Source organism: Niabella sp., from assembly GCF_030150205.1.
In the GTDB taxonomy this organism is placed as follows: domain Bacteria; phylum Bacteroidota; class Bacteroidia; order Chitinophagales; family Chitinophagaceae; genus Niabella.
Genome location: NZ_JASLGT010000024.1, coordinates 1 through 19,849, shown reverse-complemented (window position 1 = coordinate 19,849; position 19,849 = coordinate 1). Strand labels below are relative to the sequence as shown.

The following is a 19,849-nucleotide window of genomic DNA, read 5'->3' as shown; positions in this document are numbered from 1 at the left end:
CCTACTAAATCGCATGCCCCCTAAAAAGAAATTGCTTTTATCATAAAATTAACAGGAGCGCAAACGATTGCATAATGTTTTCTTAAAAAAATTATGATTTGAGCAACCGTTTGCACATCTGATTTTAACAAAATATCATTTCCAGACCAGTATCTTAGTAGCAGGATTGGAAAAGTAACCGAGCTTGTTTGCAGAGATTGATTGAAAGTTTAACGACTGTATTTTAGTAGACGGCTTCACAATTGTATTGTTAGTAAAAAAACATCATCTGTTTTTTTAAGTAAAAAAAATTGCTTAAAAAAACGGAAGGGATCTTTTTGGTAAAAACGAAAAATGAATAGCAAATAAAACTGGCTATAAAAATGAGAATAAAACGATTTTTAAGGTTAGAAGGCTTCTTTTTGTTTGTATGCTTTATGACGGCTTTAGGGCGTTTGCGTGCTCAGGACTCAACGGCAGCATCTGTAAATACAGAAGATAGCATTGTATCTTTTTTTGATAAACCCGGTGGTTTATATGACAGCTCGGTGATTGCTCCGCGGTTCCGCAATTCTACCATAAACTCCGCGCCGATGGCATTTGTACTTCGCCAGCCGTATATATCCATCCCGCAAATGATAAAAGGTAGTTTGTCCGGAGTTTATGTGCAGGAACCTAGCGGAGAACCCGGTACAATGGCGAATATTTTTATTCATGGTATCGGTGCACCATTACTAACCAGCAGAGAACTTTTTGATCAACAGGCCGTTGTGTTTATTGATGGGGTTCCGCAAATAAAGAGAAACCCGTTTGTATACGAGGTTCAAAAATATGATTTTAACCCGATCGGTAGCGCTACGGATGTGCTGGCCTTGCTTAACCAGGATAATATTGAATCGATTGAGGTGATCAAAGATCCCGCCCGGTTGGCAATTTTAGGACCCGTGGCAGCGAATGGAGCCATTTGGGTAGTAACCCGGCAGGCCGAAGCAAAAAATATAGGAATTAATGTAAACAGCTACTTTGGAGTTGTTACCACCCCAAAAGTGAATGTTACAAATGCGGCGTATGAGAATAATTTCAGACGTACGTTTTACAGCCGGTTTGGAACTGCGGGAAGTTTGCAAAATTATCCGGCATTTCTTAGAGACTCCACTAATACGGACTATTACGGTCCATCAAACTGGACAGATCTGTACTACAAAGGCACACCGGTTTATTCTGTGGATGCAAGTGTAACGGCGGGCGTAAACCGGGCAACATTGCGGGCATTTGTAAGTGCACTTAAAAATGCGAACAGCGCAGACGAAACATCCTTGCGGAGATATACCGGTGGACTTTCTATGAATGTAACACCTTTTAAATGGCTTGCATTTGACGCCAAAGTAGATTATGACTGGTTGTCCAGGAACCGTAATAAGAATATAACAGATCGATTGGCAGAAACACGCTATATCCCCAACCTGAGTAACCCTTTGCCTCCAAATAAAAGTTTATACGGCGCTTATTTGAATGCGTTTAATGGAGCAATTGATAATAACGTAAACCATGTAGTGAACGGAATGATCGGGATGCATATCCGGCTCAACCAGTTAGACTACCAGGGACGGCTGGCGCTGAATTACGGAGAGGAATACAGAGATGCCTTTTGGCCTACTACCCTGAATGAAGGCAATAACTTTGTTTCTAATTTTTTTGGGGCCACACAGCGGCTGCAGGTTACAAACGTATTGAAATATAAATTCGACCTCTCCGATAATAATGTTATTACAGTTAGCGCGGGGCAGGAGTATTACAGGGATAATTATAAGTTTAATTATGCGTATGCTTATAATACCCCGAATGATTTTATAAAAATTAATGTTGTAAACTTCGATGTAAATGCAGCGGACTATCTGCAATCCAATAGCGACAAGCCTTTCTTTTTCCCGAGCAATATGGGAACCAGCCTGGCCTCTTTTCATGGAAATGTTTTGTGGGAAGCCAACCGGTTTTTAAAAGCACATGTTTTGGTAAGAAGAGACGGATCTTCTACCATGCAGCCCGGTCAAAAATGGTTTACAGGATATGGAGGGGCCGTTGATTGGGATCTAAAGCAAACATTTTTGCAAGATGAATCATTGTTCAGTAGCCTGTATATTACAGGCGGCTGGTCAAAGCTGGGTAAACCATTTTCGGATGATCGCTATTCCTCCGGCCCTCAGTACCGGTCTGATCTTGGCTGGAGCAACGAGCCAACATTGGGATCTTTTAACGGAATAACCGGATTGACACGACCCTATAATTTTGGATGGATCGGCTATGATATCCCTTGGCAGTATGTAAACAATCTGAATGCGGGATTGGGTATGGGTTTGTTACAGGACCGGATAAAGCTGCTGTTGGAAGTTTATAAAAGAACGGATAAAAATGGCCTTTTTGCAATGCCCATTCCCTCTGAATATGGATATACCGGTGCGTATAAATCAGGACTGGAAGTCGGCAACCAGGGATTAGATCTTGGAGTAGATGCAACCATTCTTGCTCCTCAAAAGCATGTTATAGGCTGGATTTTTAATGCCAATTTTAACTATAACCGGAATAAACTGATTGCATTACCGGGTGGTGTGCAGGAAGTGGTAATTGGTAGCAACAAATTCGAAGTGGGTAAACCTGTGGATCAGTTTTGGGTGTATGAAAATACAGGAACGTACAAATCGGCATCAGAAATCCCCTCAAACCTGACCTATCAGGGGATGCCTTTTCAGGTTGGAGATGCCATCTGGAAAGATCAGAACGGGGACAATGTAATTGACGAGAAAGACAAGATTCTGAAAGGGAATTATTTACCAAAGATGTCCGGAGGCTTCGGAAGCAGCCTTACATACAAGGCCGTCAGTTTAGACTTTCAATTTTATATGGCATTGGGCAGGAAAGTGTTAAATCAGTATGCATCAAAGCGATTGGATTTTATTAATACTGAAGCTGCAAATGATATTTACTCAGTAAAAGAAATTACTTATTGGGAAAAGAAAGTGGATCTCATAAATTATCCGGTGTATAATCCATGGAGTGCTGTTATTCCTTATCGTTCAGAGCAGGATCTGTTTTTGGACAACGCATCATTTTTGAAATTGAAAACGGTTTCGATCGGGTTCGACTTTGCCAAAATGCAGGCGGTTCGGACAGGTGTTTTCAAAAGAGCACAGGTTTATGTAACAGGAACCAATCTTTTAACCATAACGAAATTTAAAGGGGATGATCCGGAGTTGGCAACGTATAATGGTATTTATATGGGCACTGGTTTGCCTATGCCCCGTTCAGTTATCCTTGGTTTAAGGTTAGCGTTTTAAAATTAAGCAAGAAATTATTAAAGGTTTACTATGAGTCGTTTAATAACTACCAGGATGGGAAGAGCGATATTGTTTTTTCTGGCGGCGTCATTGGCGGTGACCGCATGTAATAAAAAACTGGATATAGTGTCCAGCAGGATTGCAGATGAGGAAGGGCATTGGTCCACCTATGAAAATGCACGCAGCGGCATTACAGGGCTCTATGCCCTTACACGGGCGGCGCTTGCCCAAAATAATGCGCATTGGATATTGGGCGAGCTAAGATCCGGTGATTTTAAATCCTTATCCAGATCTGATCTGCAGGCGGTCATCGATGGGAAATTAAATGGGGGATTCCCTTTGTTGCAAAAAGCGGCGGACTGGCGGCCCTTTTATGCGGGCATTAATGCATGCAATTTGTTTATAGAAAGGGATTCCGGATGTTTAAAGGATATCCGCTATACGGAAGCTTATTATAAGCTGGACATAGCTCAGGCCAGAGCATTGCGTGCTTTTCTGTATTTTTATATGGTTCGCGTCTGGGGTGATGTCCCTTTTACAACTTCTTCAGGAGAAGGTGGAAATTTTGAAGAATTGCCAAAAACAGATAAGAACGCGGTTCTAAATTTTGCAACCAGCGAACTAATAGAGGTAGCACCTAAACTGCCGTTTCTTTATTCGGCATTGGACCCGGATCAGATTTTTCCAAGCAATTATTATAACAAAAGCACCGATTACTGGTTAAATGCACCGGTAACAAGACTGGCTGCTTATGCCTTGTTAGCGCATATTGCGGCATGGCGGGGTAACTATATCGATGCTTCGGTTTATACGGAGTTTGTGGTAAACAATTTCAATAAAAGTAATATTGATTATTCAACGGTAGCTAAAATAGTTAGTCCAACCGGTCTCTTCGCCGGAGGAAACTCTGGTAATTACAGCCAGATCATGGGGTTTAACTTTAACAAACAACGGGGCGAAACCACAACTGACGGACACATAGAAAATCTTACACTGGCAAATACGGTTAACTTCTTTATGTCCAAAGCCCTCCCTGATATTTACATCGATAAAGGCACGATCGGGTTTCTTTTTAATCCCACCGGAGGTAATGATGATCGGTTTGGGTATGACAGGCAGTATACTCCGCCATTGTTATATACAACATACTTTGAAAACTATAATGCCGAGATACCTGTATTTAAAAAAATCCGGATCGTTAACGGAGGTGCCAATACCGGTCAGTTCGCCGTTTATAATTCATCTATCGTATTTACAAGACTGGAAGAGATTTTGCTTTTAAGAGCGGAAGCGCTGGCCGCTTTAGGAAGGGAAGACGATGCCAAAACAATATTGAACACACTACGGTCAAAACGTTCTTTGAACTCTGTATCACCGCTGACTACCGGCGCTGCATTGATCGATGAAATTTTTATGGAACGGCGCAGGGAGCTGATGGGAGAAGGCTGGCGCTGGTATGATGTGGTTCGTGAGAAAAAACTGTTGAATAATGATCCGGCCTTCAATGCATTAATTGCCCGTGACGGTATTTACTGGCCAATAGCACAGGATGTGTTGCAAAAGAACACAGCCTTAAAACAAAACCCTTATTGGAATTAATCTCAAAAAGTATTTGGCGATATGAAGACGTTTGTAATAATTGTTTTATTCGTAGTGGGCTCTATGGGCTTTTATTCCTGTAAAAAGGTTGATACCACATACCGGGATTACACAAATAACCTGAATGTTTTTAATGGAAATGCAGTACAATATTTGCAGTCGCAAACCAATCAGTATGATTCCTTTCTCCTGGCGGTAAATCGTATTCCTGGGTTAATGGATACTTTATCGGGTAAGGCGATTACCTTGTTTGCCGTAAGCAATAAAAGTTTTTCACTGGCGCTAACCAATATCAACAAAGCCCGCGCAGATTCGTTACCTAAAATGCCGCCGGTATCCCTGAGTACTATAAATAGAGATGCTCTTGATTCTTTTTTATGCCGGTACATTGTACGGGGCAAATATGTATCTACCGACTTATTAACTTCTTCAGATGGCCTTTTGTTGTCTACCATAAAATATAATTATGGTATGTTCGGACGCTTTGTTTCAACGAATGCTTCCGGCTTTCTTGGAGGCGGCCCCCGGCAAATTAAATTTAGTGATACCAAACACTCAATATTTGAACGCTACTGGATCAGTGTAAATACCATTACCACCGACATAGAGTCAACCAATGCCATTATCAATGTACTGCCTCCGGGACACGACTTTGGCTTTGGAGATGATTTTATAAGGGCTGTTAACTACAGGTAAAAAAAACAAAAAAAGTAAAACATGTATTCGAAACGTAACTGGTTAAACATATTCATGCTTTTTGCATGTACTGCGATACTTTTTTCCTGCAGTACAAAGGGCTACCTGCCACAAAAAAGAGATAATATAGGAGAGGATGCCATATTCAATCAACAATTGTTTCAACCTGTATTGGGACGTACAACACAGTTTGGAGGAATATTTCAGCCCGGCAGCACTACCTTCCCGGCTCAGTTTAAGATTGTAAACGTACGAAGTGCCGCTTCCGGGCAGGCTGCACCTGAATTAACAACATTATATCCCGTAAGCGTGTGGACCAAAGCGTACACCGGAAATGAAACATCAGTAGGTGAGATCGAATCAAAGAAATCGATCCAATACCGTCCGGTGCTGGAGGTTGGCGCTTCTTCCGGCGACATTACGATGTGGAGCATGGGGAGTTCTTCTTTTATTAGAGCATTTCCGGATTCCGGGTATGTTTTTGATATAGAAGTGTCTAATACAGGAGGCAGAAGGTATTTTACCGGCTTTAAATTACAGCCATTGCGGGAGCGTTCTTTCGAACCTTCGAACCTGGATGATGTTACGGGCCAGCCACTCACCAACGGAATACATCCCAACAGTGTCTTAAATATTATCGGAGATTCTACCAATCTTCCGTTAACACCTTCCGATGTAGATGTTTTTATAAGAAAGGTAAATGACGGCACCAATGCCAAAAATAAACTTACGTTTCGCTTTTTTGATAAGGGATATAATCCGATCAACCCGGATAAATTTGGTGCAACAAACTGGCCCGGTTTAGTACACGGGTTTAATATGACAAAAACGGCCACCAGTGTTTCCTATGATGTTTCTTATCCGCTGCCTGCAATAAAAATGCCTACTAAATACACTACCAATATTGGCGATATGACGCATACTGTATTTTCCTATAACCGGTTAGATGCGTTCGGCATGCTTTCGCCCGCATCGCTGTATCTGGATTTTGCCATTTATGAAAATGCCAATTGGGAAGTAGTGGTGGTATTTACAAAAGATAACCCAAGGTTCCGTAACGAGTAATATAGCGACAAACAGAAAATTGACGAATATGAAATTATACAGATATATAACCCTTCTTCTTATCGTTTTTGTGTTAGGTTCCCTTGGAACGGCAATTGGACAAAGTACCGTAAAAGGGGTATTGGTAGACGAGCAGACAAAAGTTGCAGTAGCAGATGTTACCGTAAGTGCCGGAGGAAAAACGACAAAAACAGATAACAACGGGCATTTTACTATAACAGCAAAGGTGGGCGCCAGTATTACTTTTACACATATAGGTTATAAAGAACAAAAATGGAAGGTTCCTGAAGTACTCCCTGAAGCACTTGAGATTGCGTTAACTCCGAAAGATAATGCGATGGACCAGGTAGTGGTACAGGGTTTTAAGCAGGTAAAAAAATCGACAGTTACAGGTGCGTCTACTGTTATTAGTGGTAAGGATATTCAGGATCGCCCTACAGGAAACGTGATGGAGCTGATACAGGGAAGGGTTGCAGGTTTTAACGTACAGATTAATACCGGCTCTCCGGGAGCGGCACCCACTATGAACCTGCGTGGAGTTTCCACAACAAATGTTACTGCAAGCGGTAACCTGTCGCCCACTTCTCCTTTATTTATTATTGACGGGGTGCCGGTAGATGTAAATACAAATTATCAGTATGGTTTTGAGTCCGGTGGCGCAGGCATCAGCCCTTTATCGCTGATTCCACCGGAAGACGTAGAGAGTATAGAAGTATTGAAAGATGCGGCAATGACATCCCAATATGGTTCAAAGGCTACCTACGGAGTGGTGATCATTACCACCAAACGCGGACAATCGAAAGTGCCCATCATTTCTTACTCCGGTAGCTTTTTTTATAAAACGCCGCCCCGGCTTCGTTCTACCATTGGTGGTGAGCGCGAACGCCAGATACGGCTGAACACGATTTTGAATTATGATACCGCTTCCCGTCAGGCATCACTCGCATTGATCAGCCAGTATCCGGGTTTATCAGATAGTTTGAACGAATACTACAATAACTCTACAGACTGGCAAAGCTATTTTTATCGCAGTACAAGCAACCAGCAGCATAATGTGAATATAACGGGAGGTGACCGGAACTTCAATTACAAAGCGAATCTTAACTATTATAACGAAAAAGGTATCGTAGTGAATACGGGTCTGCAGCGCTATTCGCTGAACCTGTTAGGAACCTATAACCCAACGGAGAAGTTCTATTTAACCATGAGCCTGCAGCAGGATGTGGCCTATAAGCAAAATGCTTCGGGAGTAGGTGCGTTGCAGATGGGTATCGCAAAAAATGCCAATACCAGTTCCTTGCTGCCCCCGCCTTCGCTGTTTTCGAATGTAGAGGCGATGGAGGCTGCCAATGCAAAAAATGATGGTAAATTAAATAATACAAGTGGTAGTCTGAACGTGCAGTATGAGCCGCTCAGGGGACTGCGATTCTCTAATTTACTGGCATACTCTTATATCAGTAATACGAATGATTATGTAAGGTCTGCCTATCTGGCACAGGACTCTGCAGGTGTGTTTGCGTATAGCGACCGGTCCTACAGCCTGGACAACCGCAGCCAGGTTAGCTTTACCAAAGTAGTAAACGATAAGCATACCTTTCAGGCTTATGCCTTTAATCAAATTACCAAAGATGGATTCCGGGCAAATATGATGTATTTTAATCAGCCCGCAGATCAACAGATAACCGGTCCTATTGGTAATAACTACGGAATTTCTGCGGGTGGTACGCTCAGTAATATTAACGAAGGCCGGATTCATGGCTATGGCGGTAACGTCAGTTACAACTATGATGAAAAGTATGTGCTTGAAATGGCGTACAGGCTTGACAATACTGCAACCAACGGCCCGTCTCGTGGATATACCAAAAGCCCCACCTTCAGCGGACGCTGGAACTTTTTCAAGGAGAAATTTTTCAAGAGCGCCACCTGGCTTAGCTCTGGAGCGATAAGGGGGAGCTGGGGAAGAAATATCAAGCCTAATGGAACGATTTACGATGTATACGGGAAGTATGTATACGGTCCAAAATACAATGACGGATCAACCGTAATGATCGATTTCAAAACGCTGCCGAACGTTGAGTTCGAACCGGAAGTTGCTGCTACTACCAACCTGGGACTTGATCTGGCATTCCTTAACAACCGTATTACGTTTACAGCAGACGCCTATTATAAAGCTATCGACAACCAGCTGGTGGCTACCGATCTGTCTAATACAAATGGGTTCAGCCGTGTTTCCTTAAATGCACAAAGCATTGTAAACCGCGGATTAGAAGTGGCCACAAATTTCAATATCATTCAAAAACCCGATGTCAGATGGTCGGTTAATATGAACGGCGCTTGGAACGAGGCCACCCTGGCGCATCTTCCGAATGGCCTGCGATCCATAACCACGCAGGTGCAGGATGCCTATGGTTCCTTCGTTCCTGTGATCAGCCAGTTAGGTGGCCTGCCTCTTAGTAATCTTTTATACGTAACCAGAGGGGTATACGCAAATAATTCAGATATACCTGTAAACCCGGCTACCGGTTTGCCAATGCAATATGGCCGGGGAACGGGGCTTTATTTCAGGGCCGGAGACCCGATCTGGGCGGATATTAACGGAGATTACATCATTGACAACAGCAATACCGATAATGCCGACCTCGTGGCAGTGGGCAATCCTGTTCCCAAACTCGTGGGCGGTTTTGGAACCCAGGTAGTGTATAAAGCTTTTACGCTTAATGTGAATACTTCATTAACCGCATACCGGGATATTTTAAACCTGGTATTGGCAGATCAGTTTAATAACTACACACGGCCACTGGAGGCCCTGGCCCTGGTGCCGATCGATGGATACAATTATTGGAAACCCACCAATGCAGACCGTTCGCAAGGAACTGTAGGGGCTGTATATCCAAATCCCTACGATTTCAGAAGAGCTGGCGCGCTGAACCCATTCCGGGTCAACCAAACGCTATATTTGGAAAACGGTACGTATTTTAAAATCAACTCGGTAACCGTCTCTTATAACGTCGATAGAAATTTGCTGAAAAAGTATGGATTGACCTCTATGCGTTTTTCGTTGACAGGCCAGAACCTGTACAATTTTACGAAATACAGCGGCACCTCTCCGGAGCAGGTATCTTCTTTGGGTAGGGATATTTCTGGAGGATATCCTTTGGCCAAGACTTATTCGTTTTCAGTTAATGTTCAATTTTAAAAATCTGCGAAATGAAACGTTTTTTTATAATTTTTGTCATTATTGCTACACTATTCGGTGCATCCGGGTGTAAGAAGTTTTTAAATATTGATCCTCCCAGCGATCTTTCCGGTAATAACTTCTGGCGCAATAAAGCAGATGTGGAGCGATATATCAACGGATTGTATGAGCTTTTCCGTGAAGCGGTTTATCGTCCGGACATGACAGCTGCTGCCGGAGATGGAGAATTTCCATTTTTCACATGGAGTGGTGATCTGAGAGGTGCGCCACTGAAATCGAATGGCCGTCAATACATTACAGACCTGGTGAATAATAACATTCCCACAGTTGTATATCGGGAACCGTCCTATTCTTCTTTGTTTAATTCAATACGGTTTACACAATGGGATCGTTTTTTTAAGGCCATTGCTTCTGCGAATATTGCAGTAGATCGTGTTCCAACAGTACCTGATCCGTCTTTTTCTGATGCCGATAAAAAAAGATATACAGCAGAAGCCGTGTTTATCCGGAATATGTGCTACTTCTTTATGGTACGGCTTTGGGGAGACGTGCCTTATTATACACAGCCATACTTTGATGGAAAATTGGCGCGGACCAACCAGGTTACTGTTTTAAATAAGTGTTTGGAAGATATGGGGGCCGTAGAAAAGGATCTGCCCTGGACTTACTCTGATCCAACGCAAATTGCCGTAAGAGCAATGAGGGGATCAGCCATCATATTAATGATGCATATGAATATGTGGCTGGCCGGATTTGACGGAGGCAATGCTACCCGGTATTATACCAGCACAAATGATTTATCCAACGAACTTATTCAAGGTAATAACGGCGCTTATCAGTTACTGGACCTGTCGCAGACCAAGGTTATTTTTAAAGGAAGGAGTAAGGAAGGGTTGTTTGAAATTCCGCAGAATGTAAATTACGGAGAGTCTTTTGGCTGGTCGGCATTTTCTGATAATGTGCTTTATGCACCTTATAAAAACTATCAGATCACTTCCAGCTATCTCGCCTATTTGCCGGCATTTATGATAAAATTGTTTCCGCAGGGAACCAGCGATCTGAGGGCCACCACCTGGTACGATCCTGCAAATATGTACAATGGAGATGGTAAGTTCATTATGCTGAAATTTGCGAACGTGTATGCAAATCAAAATGCGGAAGATGTGAATCCCGATGATAACCAAACCGTGTTCCGTTTACCCGATGTGTATTTGTTAAAGGCGGAAGCATTATATAACCTGGGCAAAGAGGACTCTGCAAGGTTGTCGGTAAATGTAGTAAGGGATCGGGCGAAAGCCCCGCTGATTACGGCCGGCGGCCAAACGTTAAGTGACGAGATATTTTTCGAAAGATGCCGGGAATTTATGGGTGAAGGACTGTACTGGTATGATGTAGTGCGTACCAAAAGAATTGTGGATCCGAATTATCAGTTTGGCTATCACTGTACAGTATCGCAGTTTGCAGCCGGCGCCTGGACCTGGCCTCTGGATGCTGCATCTGTTCAAAAAGGAAATCCTTTAATTACGCTTAATAATTACTGGTTGTAAGAATGTCGTATATAAAAAAGTGAAAAGTTATGAAGAGGTATATTTATATGTTTTTTATGGTGGTGTTGATGGTTACTGCCTGTAAAAAGAACGATTATTATAAAGATTCGGGTGTTACTGACCCTAACTTTAACGGTACGATACTGGACTATCTGCATTCAAAACCCGGTCAGTTTGATTCGGTGAGTAAGATCGTAAAGCTGGCCGGCATGGAAGATGTCTTTCAACAGCAGCAAATCACATTTTTTGCACCATCCGATTCCAGTATTTCTGCTACAATGCATGACATTAACTCGTACCTGGCAGTATTGGGAATGCAGCCGATTAGCCGGATGGAACAAATTGACGCTTCTGTCTGGAAGAAATATTTATCGCTATATGTTTTTAATGGTGCAAAATCACTGAACGACTATCCACAGGTTGATTGGGCTAATTTCTCTGCATTTGGAGGACAGACCTATCCGTCTTATAACGGATACCCCATGCATATAGGGGTGGTATATACCGATGCCAAGGGTATCCAATATGCGGGATACCGGATGCTTGAGCTGTCTTATATCAGTTCTCAGGCCAGCCCGCGGGATATTACTACCTGGTTTACGATACCTGTGGCTTCAGCAAATATTCACCCAACTAATGGATATGTGCATGCATTGCGGTATTTATTTACCACAATCGTAATAAGTAGCGGCAGTGCTAGCGCCAGTACGATTACTGTTCCGTTTGGGTTTAATGTATTTCAGCTGTCCCTTGATGCAATACAGGCCGGGATAAAGTATTAATCTAATTGAGTACAACTATGTTTAAAATATATAAGAAACCGAATTTAAAGAGTATAGCCGTATTCATAATCGCCTTGAGTACATTCTCCTGTCAGAAAACCAATACAGGAATGGATAACGGGATCTATCCGAACGACCGTACGCCGGCTGCTGTTAAATTTTTATCACCGCGTGTATCACCCGTTTCTGGTGCACCTGGAATTACGGTAACAGTGCCTGTAAGCGGGTTAGAGGGTAAACAGGGGCAGTTCAAGGCCTTTATTGGAGCTACCGAAGCACCGGTAACCGGCGTTAGTGCCACCGCTATAACGATTCTGGTACCTCCTGCTGCAAGTACTGGTAATATTACCATTCAACTGAATAGTCAGTTCTTCTACGGTCCTAATTTTAATGTAGCAGGTAAGGTTTATATCGATCCCGATTTTAATATAAGTGCGAACCAGGCTACCGGGGTTTTTTCAAGTGTCCGGGGTATTGTACCTTATGGCGATTCCTATATTGTATACGGTACGTTTACAAAATATGGAAGCGTTTCCTGCCCGGGCCTGGCATACATCGATAATAATGGAACAACCGGATCTTATCAGCCATATTTTGGCCCCGAAAATTCATTGAAGCTTTCTCCTGCTAATATTACAAGCATAGCACCACTGGACGATGGAAATTTTTTAATGGGCGGCGGTTTTAACTCCGTAGTAGACAAGAGTGGCCGAACCATAGGAAACCTGAACGGTATTGCCCGGTTGTTTACCAATGGGGATGAAGACATGATTGAGGTTCAGCAATACAGGGTACCGAATGCGGATGCGTTTAATTTCCCCGAAAGAAGCTGGGTTACAGGCTCTTCGGTAAATGGTGGCGCTGAAGGAGGGGCCGTGCTTAAGGTTTTTGCAACGGATGATGGAGCACACTATATCGCAGTAGGAAACTTTAGCAAATATGTAACCACCTACTATCCCGGCTCTCAGTGGAACAGTCAGCAGCAGGACCGGATTGCAATGAAGCAGCTTTTTAGCATGGGTACAGACGGAAGCTTTGATTCTTCTTTTAATTATAATTATGCTACAAAGGCCAGCTATGCTGCTACAAATGCCCTTATTAATGACGCCACACAGGCGTCTGACGGAAACATTGTTATTGTTGGAAGTTTTACTACATATAACGATGCTGCGGCCAATCGCATCGTAAAAATTGACGCATATACGGGAAAGAAGGATCCTACATTTAATACGGGCAGCGGGTTTGACGGGTTGGTAACCTCTATAAAATACAATGCTAATACGCATCGTTACCTGGTAACGGGATTATTTAAAAGCTACAATGGGGTGCCGGCTAATAATGTAGTGATGTTGAAAGAGGACGGATCTGTGGATGTAACCTTTAGCGTAAAGGGATTTGGCAACGGGGCTCCAACCTTTGTAAAGCAGCTGAATAACGGACTTATTATTTGCGCGGGAACATTTACAATGTATGATGGTGTATCGAGGCCTGGCTTTTCGATATTGAATGTAGATGGATCATTAGCAGCGGGGTATAACAATACCGGTAACTTTAACGGCTCCATTACAGATGTTATTGAAACAACTTCAAAATTAACAGGCCAGCATGCTGTATTCTTAGTGGGCTCTTTCTCCAGGTTTGATGCAACAGCGGTTTCGAATATTGTTAAAGTAGTTATTGAAGATTAAAAGCGTACCGAAAAACAATACCAATGAATGCTTTCTGTAATACGAATTACAACACAGGCGCTCATTCGACTTGTAAAACTGTTCGCAATTTTCGGACAACAAAAAAAAATACTGATGAAGAAAAGTTTGACTCGGTTATTGAATAAAACGGGAGGTTTTGCAATGGTAACGGCTTTCATGTTGCTGCAAATTTCCTGTAATAAAACAAATGATGCGGCCCTTAAAAGCTCAGCCAACAGTGTTACACCGGCTTCCCTGCAGCAAAAGGTACTGTTTATAATTGTAGACGGTGCCATGGGAACAGAGGCAAAATTAATCGCTCCCCCTGTTTTAACCGGACTTACTAATCATGCCATTTTTTCCTGGAACGGATTAACCGGTTATACTAATACTGCAGTAACCAATTCCTCAACCTGGACAACGCTGTTGACCGGTGTAAACAATGATAAACATGGTGTAGCTAACTCAATGAGCAGCGCAAACCTTGTGGCATATCCTACTGTTTTTACGCGTCTTAAAACGGTGGCACCGGCTTTACGTTCAGTGGCGCTCACCTCTGTGGATAGTTTAAAAACAGCACTGGCGGGTGGTGCTACGGTGGCGAATTCCTTTGGAGGTGATGATGCGGCAACCAATACTGCAGCTCTGGCCGAAATAAAAAACAACAATCCGGATCTGTTATTAGTGCAGTTTCATGCAGTGGATGTTGCAGGAGCCAACGGGGGGTATTCGGCAGGCTCGGCGGCTTATAAAGCCGCAATGCTGCAAACAGATACATATATTGGCCAGCTTATCAACGCAGTAAAGTCAAGAGCCAATTATGTCAATGAAAACTGGTTATTTGTGATCACTTCTAACAAGGGTAGCAATACCGGTATACCCGATAATTCGTCCTGGTCAGCATTCGACGATAATCGACATAACACTTTTGCATTTTATTATAATCCACGATTCGTACCCAAAACAGCAGCAAGGCCTGTAGGAATATTGCCCTATGCAGGAGTAACACCGAATTATACTATTGGATCTAACGGAACAAGTAATAATGCAGCATATGTTCCCAATGCCCGACTAAATGGCGCACTCAATTTTGGTCCGGGTGCCGAATTTACGATGCAGTGTAAGATTAAGTTCCCTACGGGCGGCTACAACTACCCGGCATTTTTAGGGAAAAAACCATTATTTGACGATGCTTCAACCGGGTTTCTGTTTTTTATCGAAGGTTCGGATTGGCAGGTTACAACAAAAGGATCTATTTCGTCCCGGCAGCAATCAAGAGGTACAACGGTTATGGACGGTCAATGGCATACGCTTACCGGCGTGGTACGGTACGAAGCCGGCGTAAGACGACTGATCGCGTTTACCGATGGAGCTAAAACAAGTGCCGCCCAGATTAAAACCCTGAACGTTAACGATGATTTTACTAATCCTGCAGATTTTGTAGCGGGAAGTTTTTTAGGAAATGCTTCTACAGTTAATAATTGTTTAATTACGGATATCAGGATATATAGAACAGCGTTAAGTGATACATACATCGGAAGCAACTACTGTTCGGTTCAGGTACTACCAACCGATACAGCAACGAGCAAGCTGATTGCATATTGGCCCAGCACACAAATTATTACCAATACCGATCCGAATAATGGTTTAAAGGATTCTTTATATCTGCAGGATTACGGTCCCAATAATTTTAAACTGATCATGAAATCGAAGAACCAGTCTTCTTTTAATGATAAAACGGATAAACTTTGTCCTCCCATATCTGTGGCTAGCTATGTAAGTGTACCTAACAATGCAGATGCGTTACCTGTGATTTTTTCCTGGTTCAACTTTCCGATACCGGCCTCCTGGAATTTAGATGGTAAAGTGTGGATCCCCTCTTATAATGATCTTATCAACTAGTAAATGCGTTTTATATGAGCAACTTTTTTATAAAATATATACAATCCATAGCTGCAGTATTAGTGACGCTGGTCGTGTCCTGTGGAAAGCCAGATTTTCAGATAGCGACGGCGCCGCCGGACGTTGGGGGCAGTAAGGATAGTGCAAAGCAGTTGATTGATACACTTTTGAAGCTGGATGACAGTAAGATCGTGCAGGCTTCTGCTTTCCCGGGTGTTATTTGCAATTCAGAACCACGGCTGGCTTCGGTAACGCTTAATATGAACCTGAATTATAAAAGTGTGGGTGAGAATTTACGGATATCGGTACCTCCGGCTCCATTATTTAGTACCGGTTATTATGCGGCGCCAGGTGAATTGATCACAATAGAGATCCCTCAGGGGATTTATCAGATGTCCGTGCAAATTGGCGGCTGGACGGATAACGTAAGCAGCTATCCTAATCCACCGCGGGACGGAATTGTATATATTAAGCAGCAACTGGCTCCCGGACGTAATTATCTGAGAAATTTATATGGGGGAACCATCTATTTAAATGCGGCGGTACCGATTGTAAACCCTGTTTCCGTAACGATGGGCAACGTGGTAAAATCTCCGGATTTTGTGTTAGGAGAGAGCAATGACACGGAATGGAAGACTCGGTTGCAAAATTCCTGTGTGCCCTGGCTGGAGTTACGAAGCAAGTTTGTCTCCTTCCTGGTTCCCAGAAGTAGATGCCTGAATCCCAACTGGCCGTATGCGAGCATAGAAGCTTCTTTAAAACAATGGGACAGCATCATTGTATACGATTACCAGGGATGGGAAGGCCTTTCGCAGACTCCGGCAGATCCGATCGATCAGGCACCTATTATCCCTTACAGAATCGTATTTGAGGATGCAATGGCTCCCGGGGTAGGTGGGCATAGCTCCAATCCGGTAGTGGTTGCGAACAATAGCAGCTGGTTTGATGGTGTGGTAAATGTAATGGCTCCTCATACAGACGGACTTTGGGGATTGTTGCATGAAATAGGGCACAACAACCAGCAGGGTAACTATTGGAGTTGGTCTACACTTGGCGAAACTTCCAATAACCTTTTTTCTTTTAAAGTCGCAGACCGCATGTATAAAGCTGGAATTTTGAATACATGGAATCCGAATCATCCCGCCCTGGCAACCGATTTCCCCAAGGCACTCACCTTTGCGGCGGCCTCCGGGGGTAAAAACTTCGACGGAACCGATGCCAATATCAATTCGCCCTTTGCAAGGCTAGTGCCCTTTGTGCAGCTCTTTTCCTATATAAAACCCAATATGCCAGGTGTTAATAAAAGCAATAAAGATGGCTGGGCTTTTATGGGTGAATTATACAGCCAGGCAAGGAGAGCGGTTCGCGCCAATCTTTCAGACTTATCCATGCATGATTTTATGTACCGCGCACTTTGCAACATGACAAAGTACGACTGGCAGGCATTCTTTACCGCATGGGGTATTTCTATAAGTGATGTGGCTGTGGGCGATATGACTGCGTTGTATCCCTCCATTACCTACAGGGTATGGGAATTTAATCCTTTGACCAGAACTGGAGGTACCACTATCTACAATCCTGATCCTTATGCCAAATCTAACTGGTCTATTGCCGGATTTTCGAGTGAGGAACCCACAGGAGAAGGACCTCCCAATGGAAAGGCCATCAGTATGATCGATGATAATATCAGTACGTTCTGGCACTCGCAATGGGCGGCAGCAACGGCACAGCCTCCGCATTGGATTGCAGTGGATCTTAAGAAAAAACTGAGCTTTAGTAAGTTTACACTGGTAAACAGACAAAATAACACCGGGGTACGTCCCAAGAAAGTGTATATCGATTACAGCAATGATATCAGCAGCGGCGTATCAAACGCAGCAAACTGGACTACTGTTTCTGCTGCGGGGTATACAATGGATGTAGGTAGCTTATCGGTTCAGACGATCTCTTTGGGATCCACGATAAGTGCACGCTACGTAAGGGTTCGGATACAAAGTACGGCTGATATTAATAGCGGTGGTTCAGCAGCAGCCATAGCCGAATTCGCAATTTTACCTTAGACCATATAATGTTAACAAGAATTAAGAAGATGAAGCATTTATATATAGTAGCAGCAGTTTTGGTGGTTTTTGCGTCAGCGATCTTCAGCTCGTGCAAAAAATATCCGGATAATCCACCGTATTTTCAACCGTACGATTCATCGGCAATACCCAAAGACAGAAGGGTGTTGGTAATAGCCGTGGATGGTTTGCAATCGGACGCATTTAAAGCAGCCGCAACGCCCAACTATACGGCATTAATGGAACATGGAAAGTATACCTGGGATGCCAAATCCGATATTATATCAAAAGATGCATCTGCCTGGAAAACATTGACCTCTGGGGTTACTTATGGTTCGCATCATATAGCGGATAGTACTTTTCAACCCTCCGGTATTGATTATTCAGGTGATTTTGAAGGTGGTTTGAATACCCCGCTCAATTATCCGTCTTTCTTCTATTTCATTATGCGTTCAAAAATTTATAACGCACCCACTGCTATTTTATCCAGTTGGGGAACGATGGTAAGCAGCGCAGCGAATGAGGCGAAGCTCAAAGGTGTTTTAAATAATGATGCTGCAGTGAAAGATTCTGCAATAAAACTGCTTAAAGATGGAGATCCTAAAGTGTTGATGTTACACTTTAACGGACCGGCAAAACTGGTAGCGGATCCGGCGAGCGCAGCTACCTTTTCAGCTTCTTCCCCCGACTATGTGAACAGCCTGAAAACCATCGATAATTATATTGGGGATATTATGACCACACTGAAAGGCCGCCCGAACTATAATGCTAATGAAGAATGGCTAGTAGTGGTAACCGGTACGCATGGTGGTGTGAACAAAACATATGGTGGCACGTCTGATGCAGAAACGCTGGTACCTACCTTGTATTATTATAAATCCTTTAAGAAGCAGGAGTTTACCAGTGCGGGCTCATACAATGCTGTAAGACTTCAGAGTAACACGGTAAGCGCGTCCTTAGACGATCCCACAGATGACTATATGCCTAAAACAGGCCAGCTTACGGTGCAGTTCAAAGTTAAAGGGTCCTTACCTGCTTATGCGCATATGTTCTCCAAGTGGAATGGCGCCTGGAGTAGTGGTATTGGCGGCTGGAGCATCTTTACCAATGGTAGCGGCTGGGGTTTTAGTCTTAAAAGTGGCAGCTCGGGGGAAAGAAGAATACAGGCTTCCGCACCGAATAAAAATATCAGCGACAATAGCTGGCATACACTCACTTTTGTATTTTATGACAGCGCCTCCAAGCGGTTTGTTAAGCGGTTTACCGACAATATTCGTATTCCGGATACGAATGGGGATATTACCAGTATTTTAGGACCAGGTACATCCATCGTATCGCAGGGCGCACCGTTTACCATTGCTGTATCAAAAGACAGTTACGGAGGAGCCAGCTTTAACATTGCAGATGTACAGGTATTCAAAACGGCGTTGGCGGATACTACAATTGTAAACAATCTCTGTTTAAAGGATTATACCAAACATAGCCAGTTCGGAAATATGATCGCCTATTGGCCCTGTAATGATGGTATCGGTAATCTTATGACCAATCGCGTAAATACCAGTAAAAACTTTACGCTGTCGGGATCGTATAAATGGAATGTACTTACCGATTATCCCTGTACCTATGTACCAAATCCTCCTACAGGAAAGACTACATTGTTCTTAAAGAATGTTGATGTATCCGCTCAGATATTTTACTGGCTAGAATTGCCCATCCCCAATACCTGGGCAACAGAGGGCAATACATGGCTTACTACGTATGAGAATGAGTTTATAAAAATTTAAGTAGCCGCGCGTTTTATACAAACCGTTAAAAGCACGATTTTAAAGCCCATTCCGGTCAACATTTTACCGGAATGGGCTTTTATACCAATTAGACATTAAATTTATATTTAAAGGTTTTTAGGTAGAATTCATTTCCGCAGATTGATTTTGTAATGATTGTAGTAATGTTGTTAACGACTTGCGTTAGCCTTTGTTGTAAGTCTTCAATGTTATTGTAGG

General features: G+C 43.1%; 11 protein-coding genes. All 11 read left to right on the top strand.

Annotated features, from left to right (window positions below):
• Positions 1-362 precede the first annotated feature (362 nt).
• The 11 genes from Q1V85_RS16790 to Q1V85_RS16740 all read left to right on the top strand — a co-directional run bounded on the left by Q1V85_RS16790 (position 363) and on the right by Q1V85_RS16740 (position 19,630).
• A complete protein-coding gene (locus Q1V85_RS16790) occupies positions 363-3,311 on the top strand; it encodes a TonB-dependent receptor plug domain-containing protein (protein ID WP_300601669.1) in 2,949 nt (982 codons plus the stop codon).
• A 30-nt stretch (positions 3,312-3,341) separates the two neighbouring features.
• Entirely contained in the window at positions 3,342-4,910 is a 1,569-nt protein-coding gene (locus Q1V85_RS16785) for a RagB/SusD family nutrient uptake outer membrane protein (protein WP_300601668.1), read from the top strand.
• 21 nt (positions 4,911-4,931) lie between these two features.
• Entirely contained in the window at positions 4,932-5,606 is a 675-nt protein-coding gene (locus tag Q1V85_RS16780; RefSeq protein ID WP_300601667.1) for a fasciclin domain-containing protein, read from the top strand.
• A 21-nt stretch (positions 5,607-5,627) separates the two neighbouring features.
• Positions 5,628-6,671, top strand: a complete 1,044-nt coding sequence (locus Q1V85_RS16775) for a DUF5007 domain-containing protein (RefSeq protein WP_300601666.1) — start codon at positions 5,628-5,630, stop codon at positions 6,669-6,671.
• 28 nt (positions 6,672-6,699) lie between these two features.
• Positions 6,700-9,867 (top strand): SusC/RagA family TonB-linked outer membrane protein, encoded by a 3,168-nt coding sequence (locus tag Q1V85_RS16770; RefSeq protein ID WP_300601665.1) that lies wholly within the window; start codon positions 6,700-6,702, stop codon positions 9,865-9,867.
• Between the two features lie 11 nt (positions 9,868-9,878).
• The gene (locus tag Q1V85_RS16765; protein WP_300601664.1) at positions 9,879-11,414 is read left to right on the top strand and encodes a RagB/SusD family nutrient uptake outer membrane protein; all 1,536 of its coding nucleotides are present in this window, start codon (positions 9,879-9,881) and stop codon (positions 11,412-11,414) included.
• Between the two features lie 29 nt (positions 11,415-11,443).
• Positions 11,444-12,196 carry a hypothetical protein gene (locus Q1V85_RS16760; RefSeq protein ID WP_300601663.1) on the top strand — a complete coding sequence of 251 codons (753 nt, stop codon included), beginning with the start codon at positions 11,444-11,446 and terminating at the stop codon, positions 12,194-12,196.
• A gap of 17 nt (positions 12,197-12,213) precedes the next feature.
• Positions 12,214-13,884, top strand: coding sequence for a DUF5008 domain-containing protein (locus Q1V85_RS16755; RefSeq protein ID WP_300601662.1), 1,671 nt, complete (start codon positions 12,214-12,216; stop codon positions 13,882-13,884).
• Between the two features lie 114 nt (positions 13,885-13,998).
• Positions 13,999-15,786, top strand: coding sequence for a DUF4983 domain-containing protein (locus Q1V85_RS16750; RefSeq protein ID WP_300601661.1), 1,788 nt, complete (start codon positions 13,999-14,001; stop codon positions 15,784-15,786).
• Positions 15,787-15,800: 14 nt separating this feature from the next.
• A complete protein-coding gene (locus tag Q1V85_RS16745) occupies positions 15,801-17,846 on the top strand; it encodes a M60 family metallopeptidase (RefSeq protein ID WP_300601660.1) in 2,046 nt (681 codons plus the stop codon).
• Positions 17,847-17,875: 29 nt separating this feature from the next.
• On the top strand, positions 17,876-19,630 hold the full coding sequence (locus tag Q1V85_RS16740) for an alkaline phosphatase family protein (protein WP_300601658.1): 1,755 nt from the start codon (positions 17,876-17,878) through the stop codon (positions 19,628-19,630).
• The last annotated feature ends 219 nt before the right edge of the window (positions 19,631-19,849 follow it).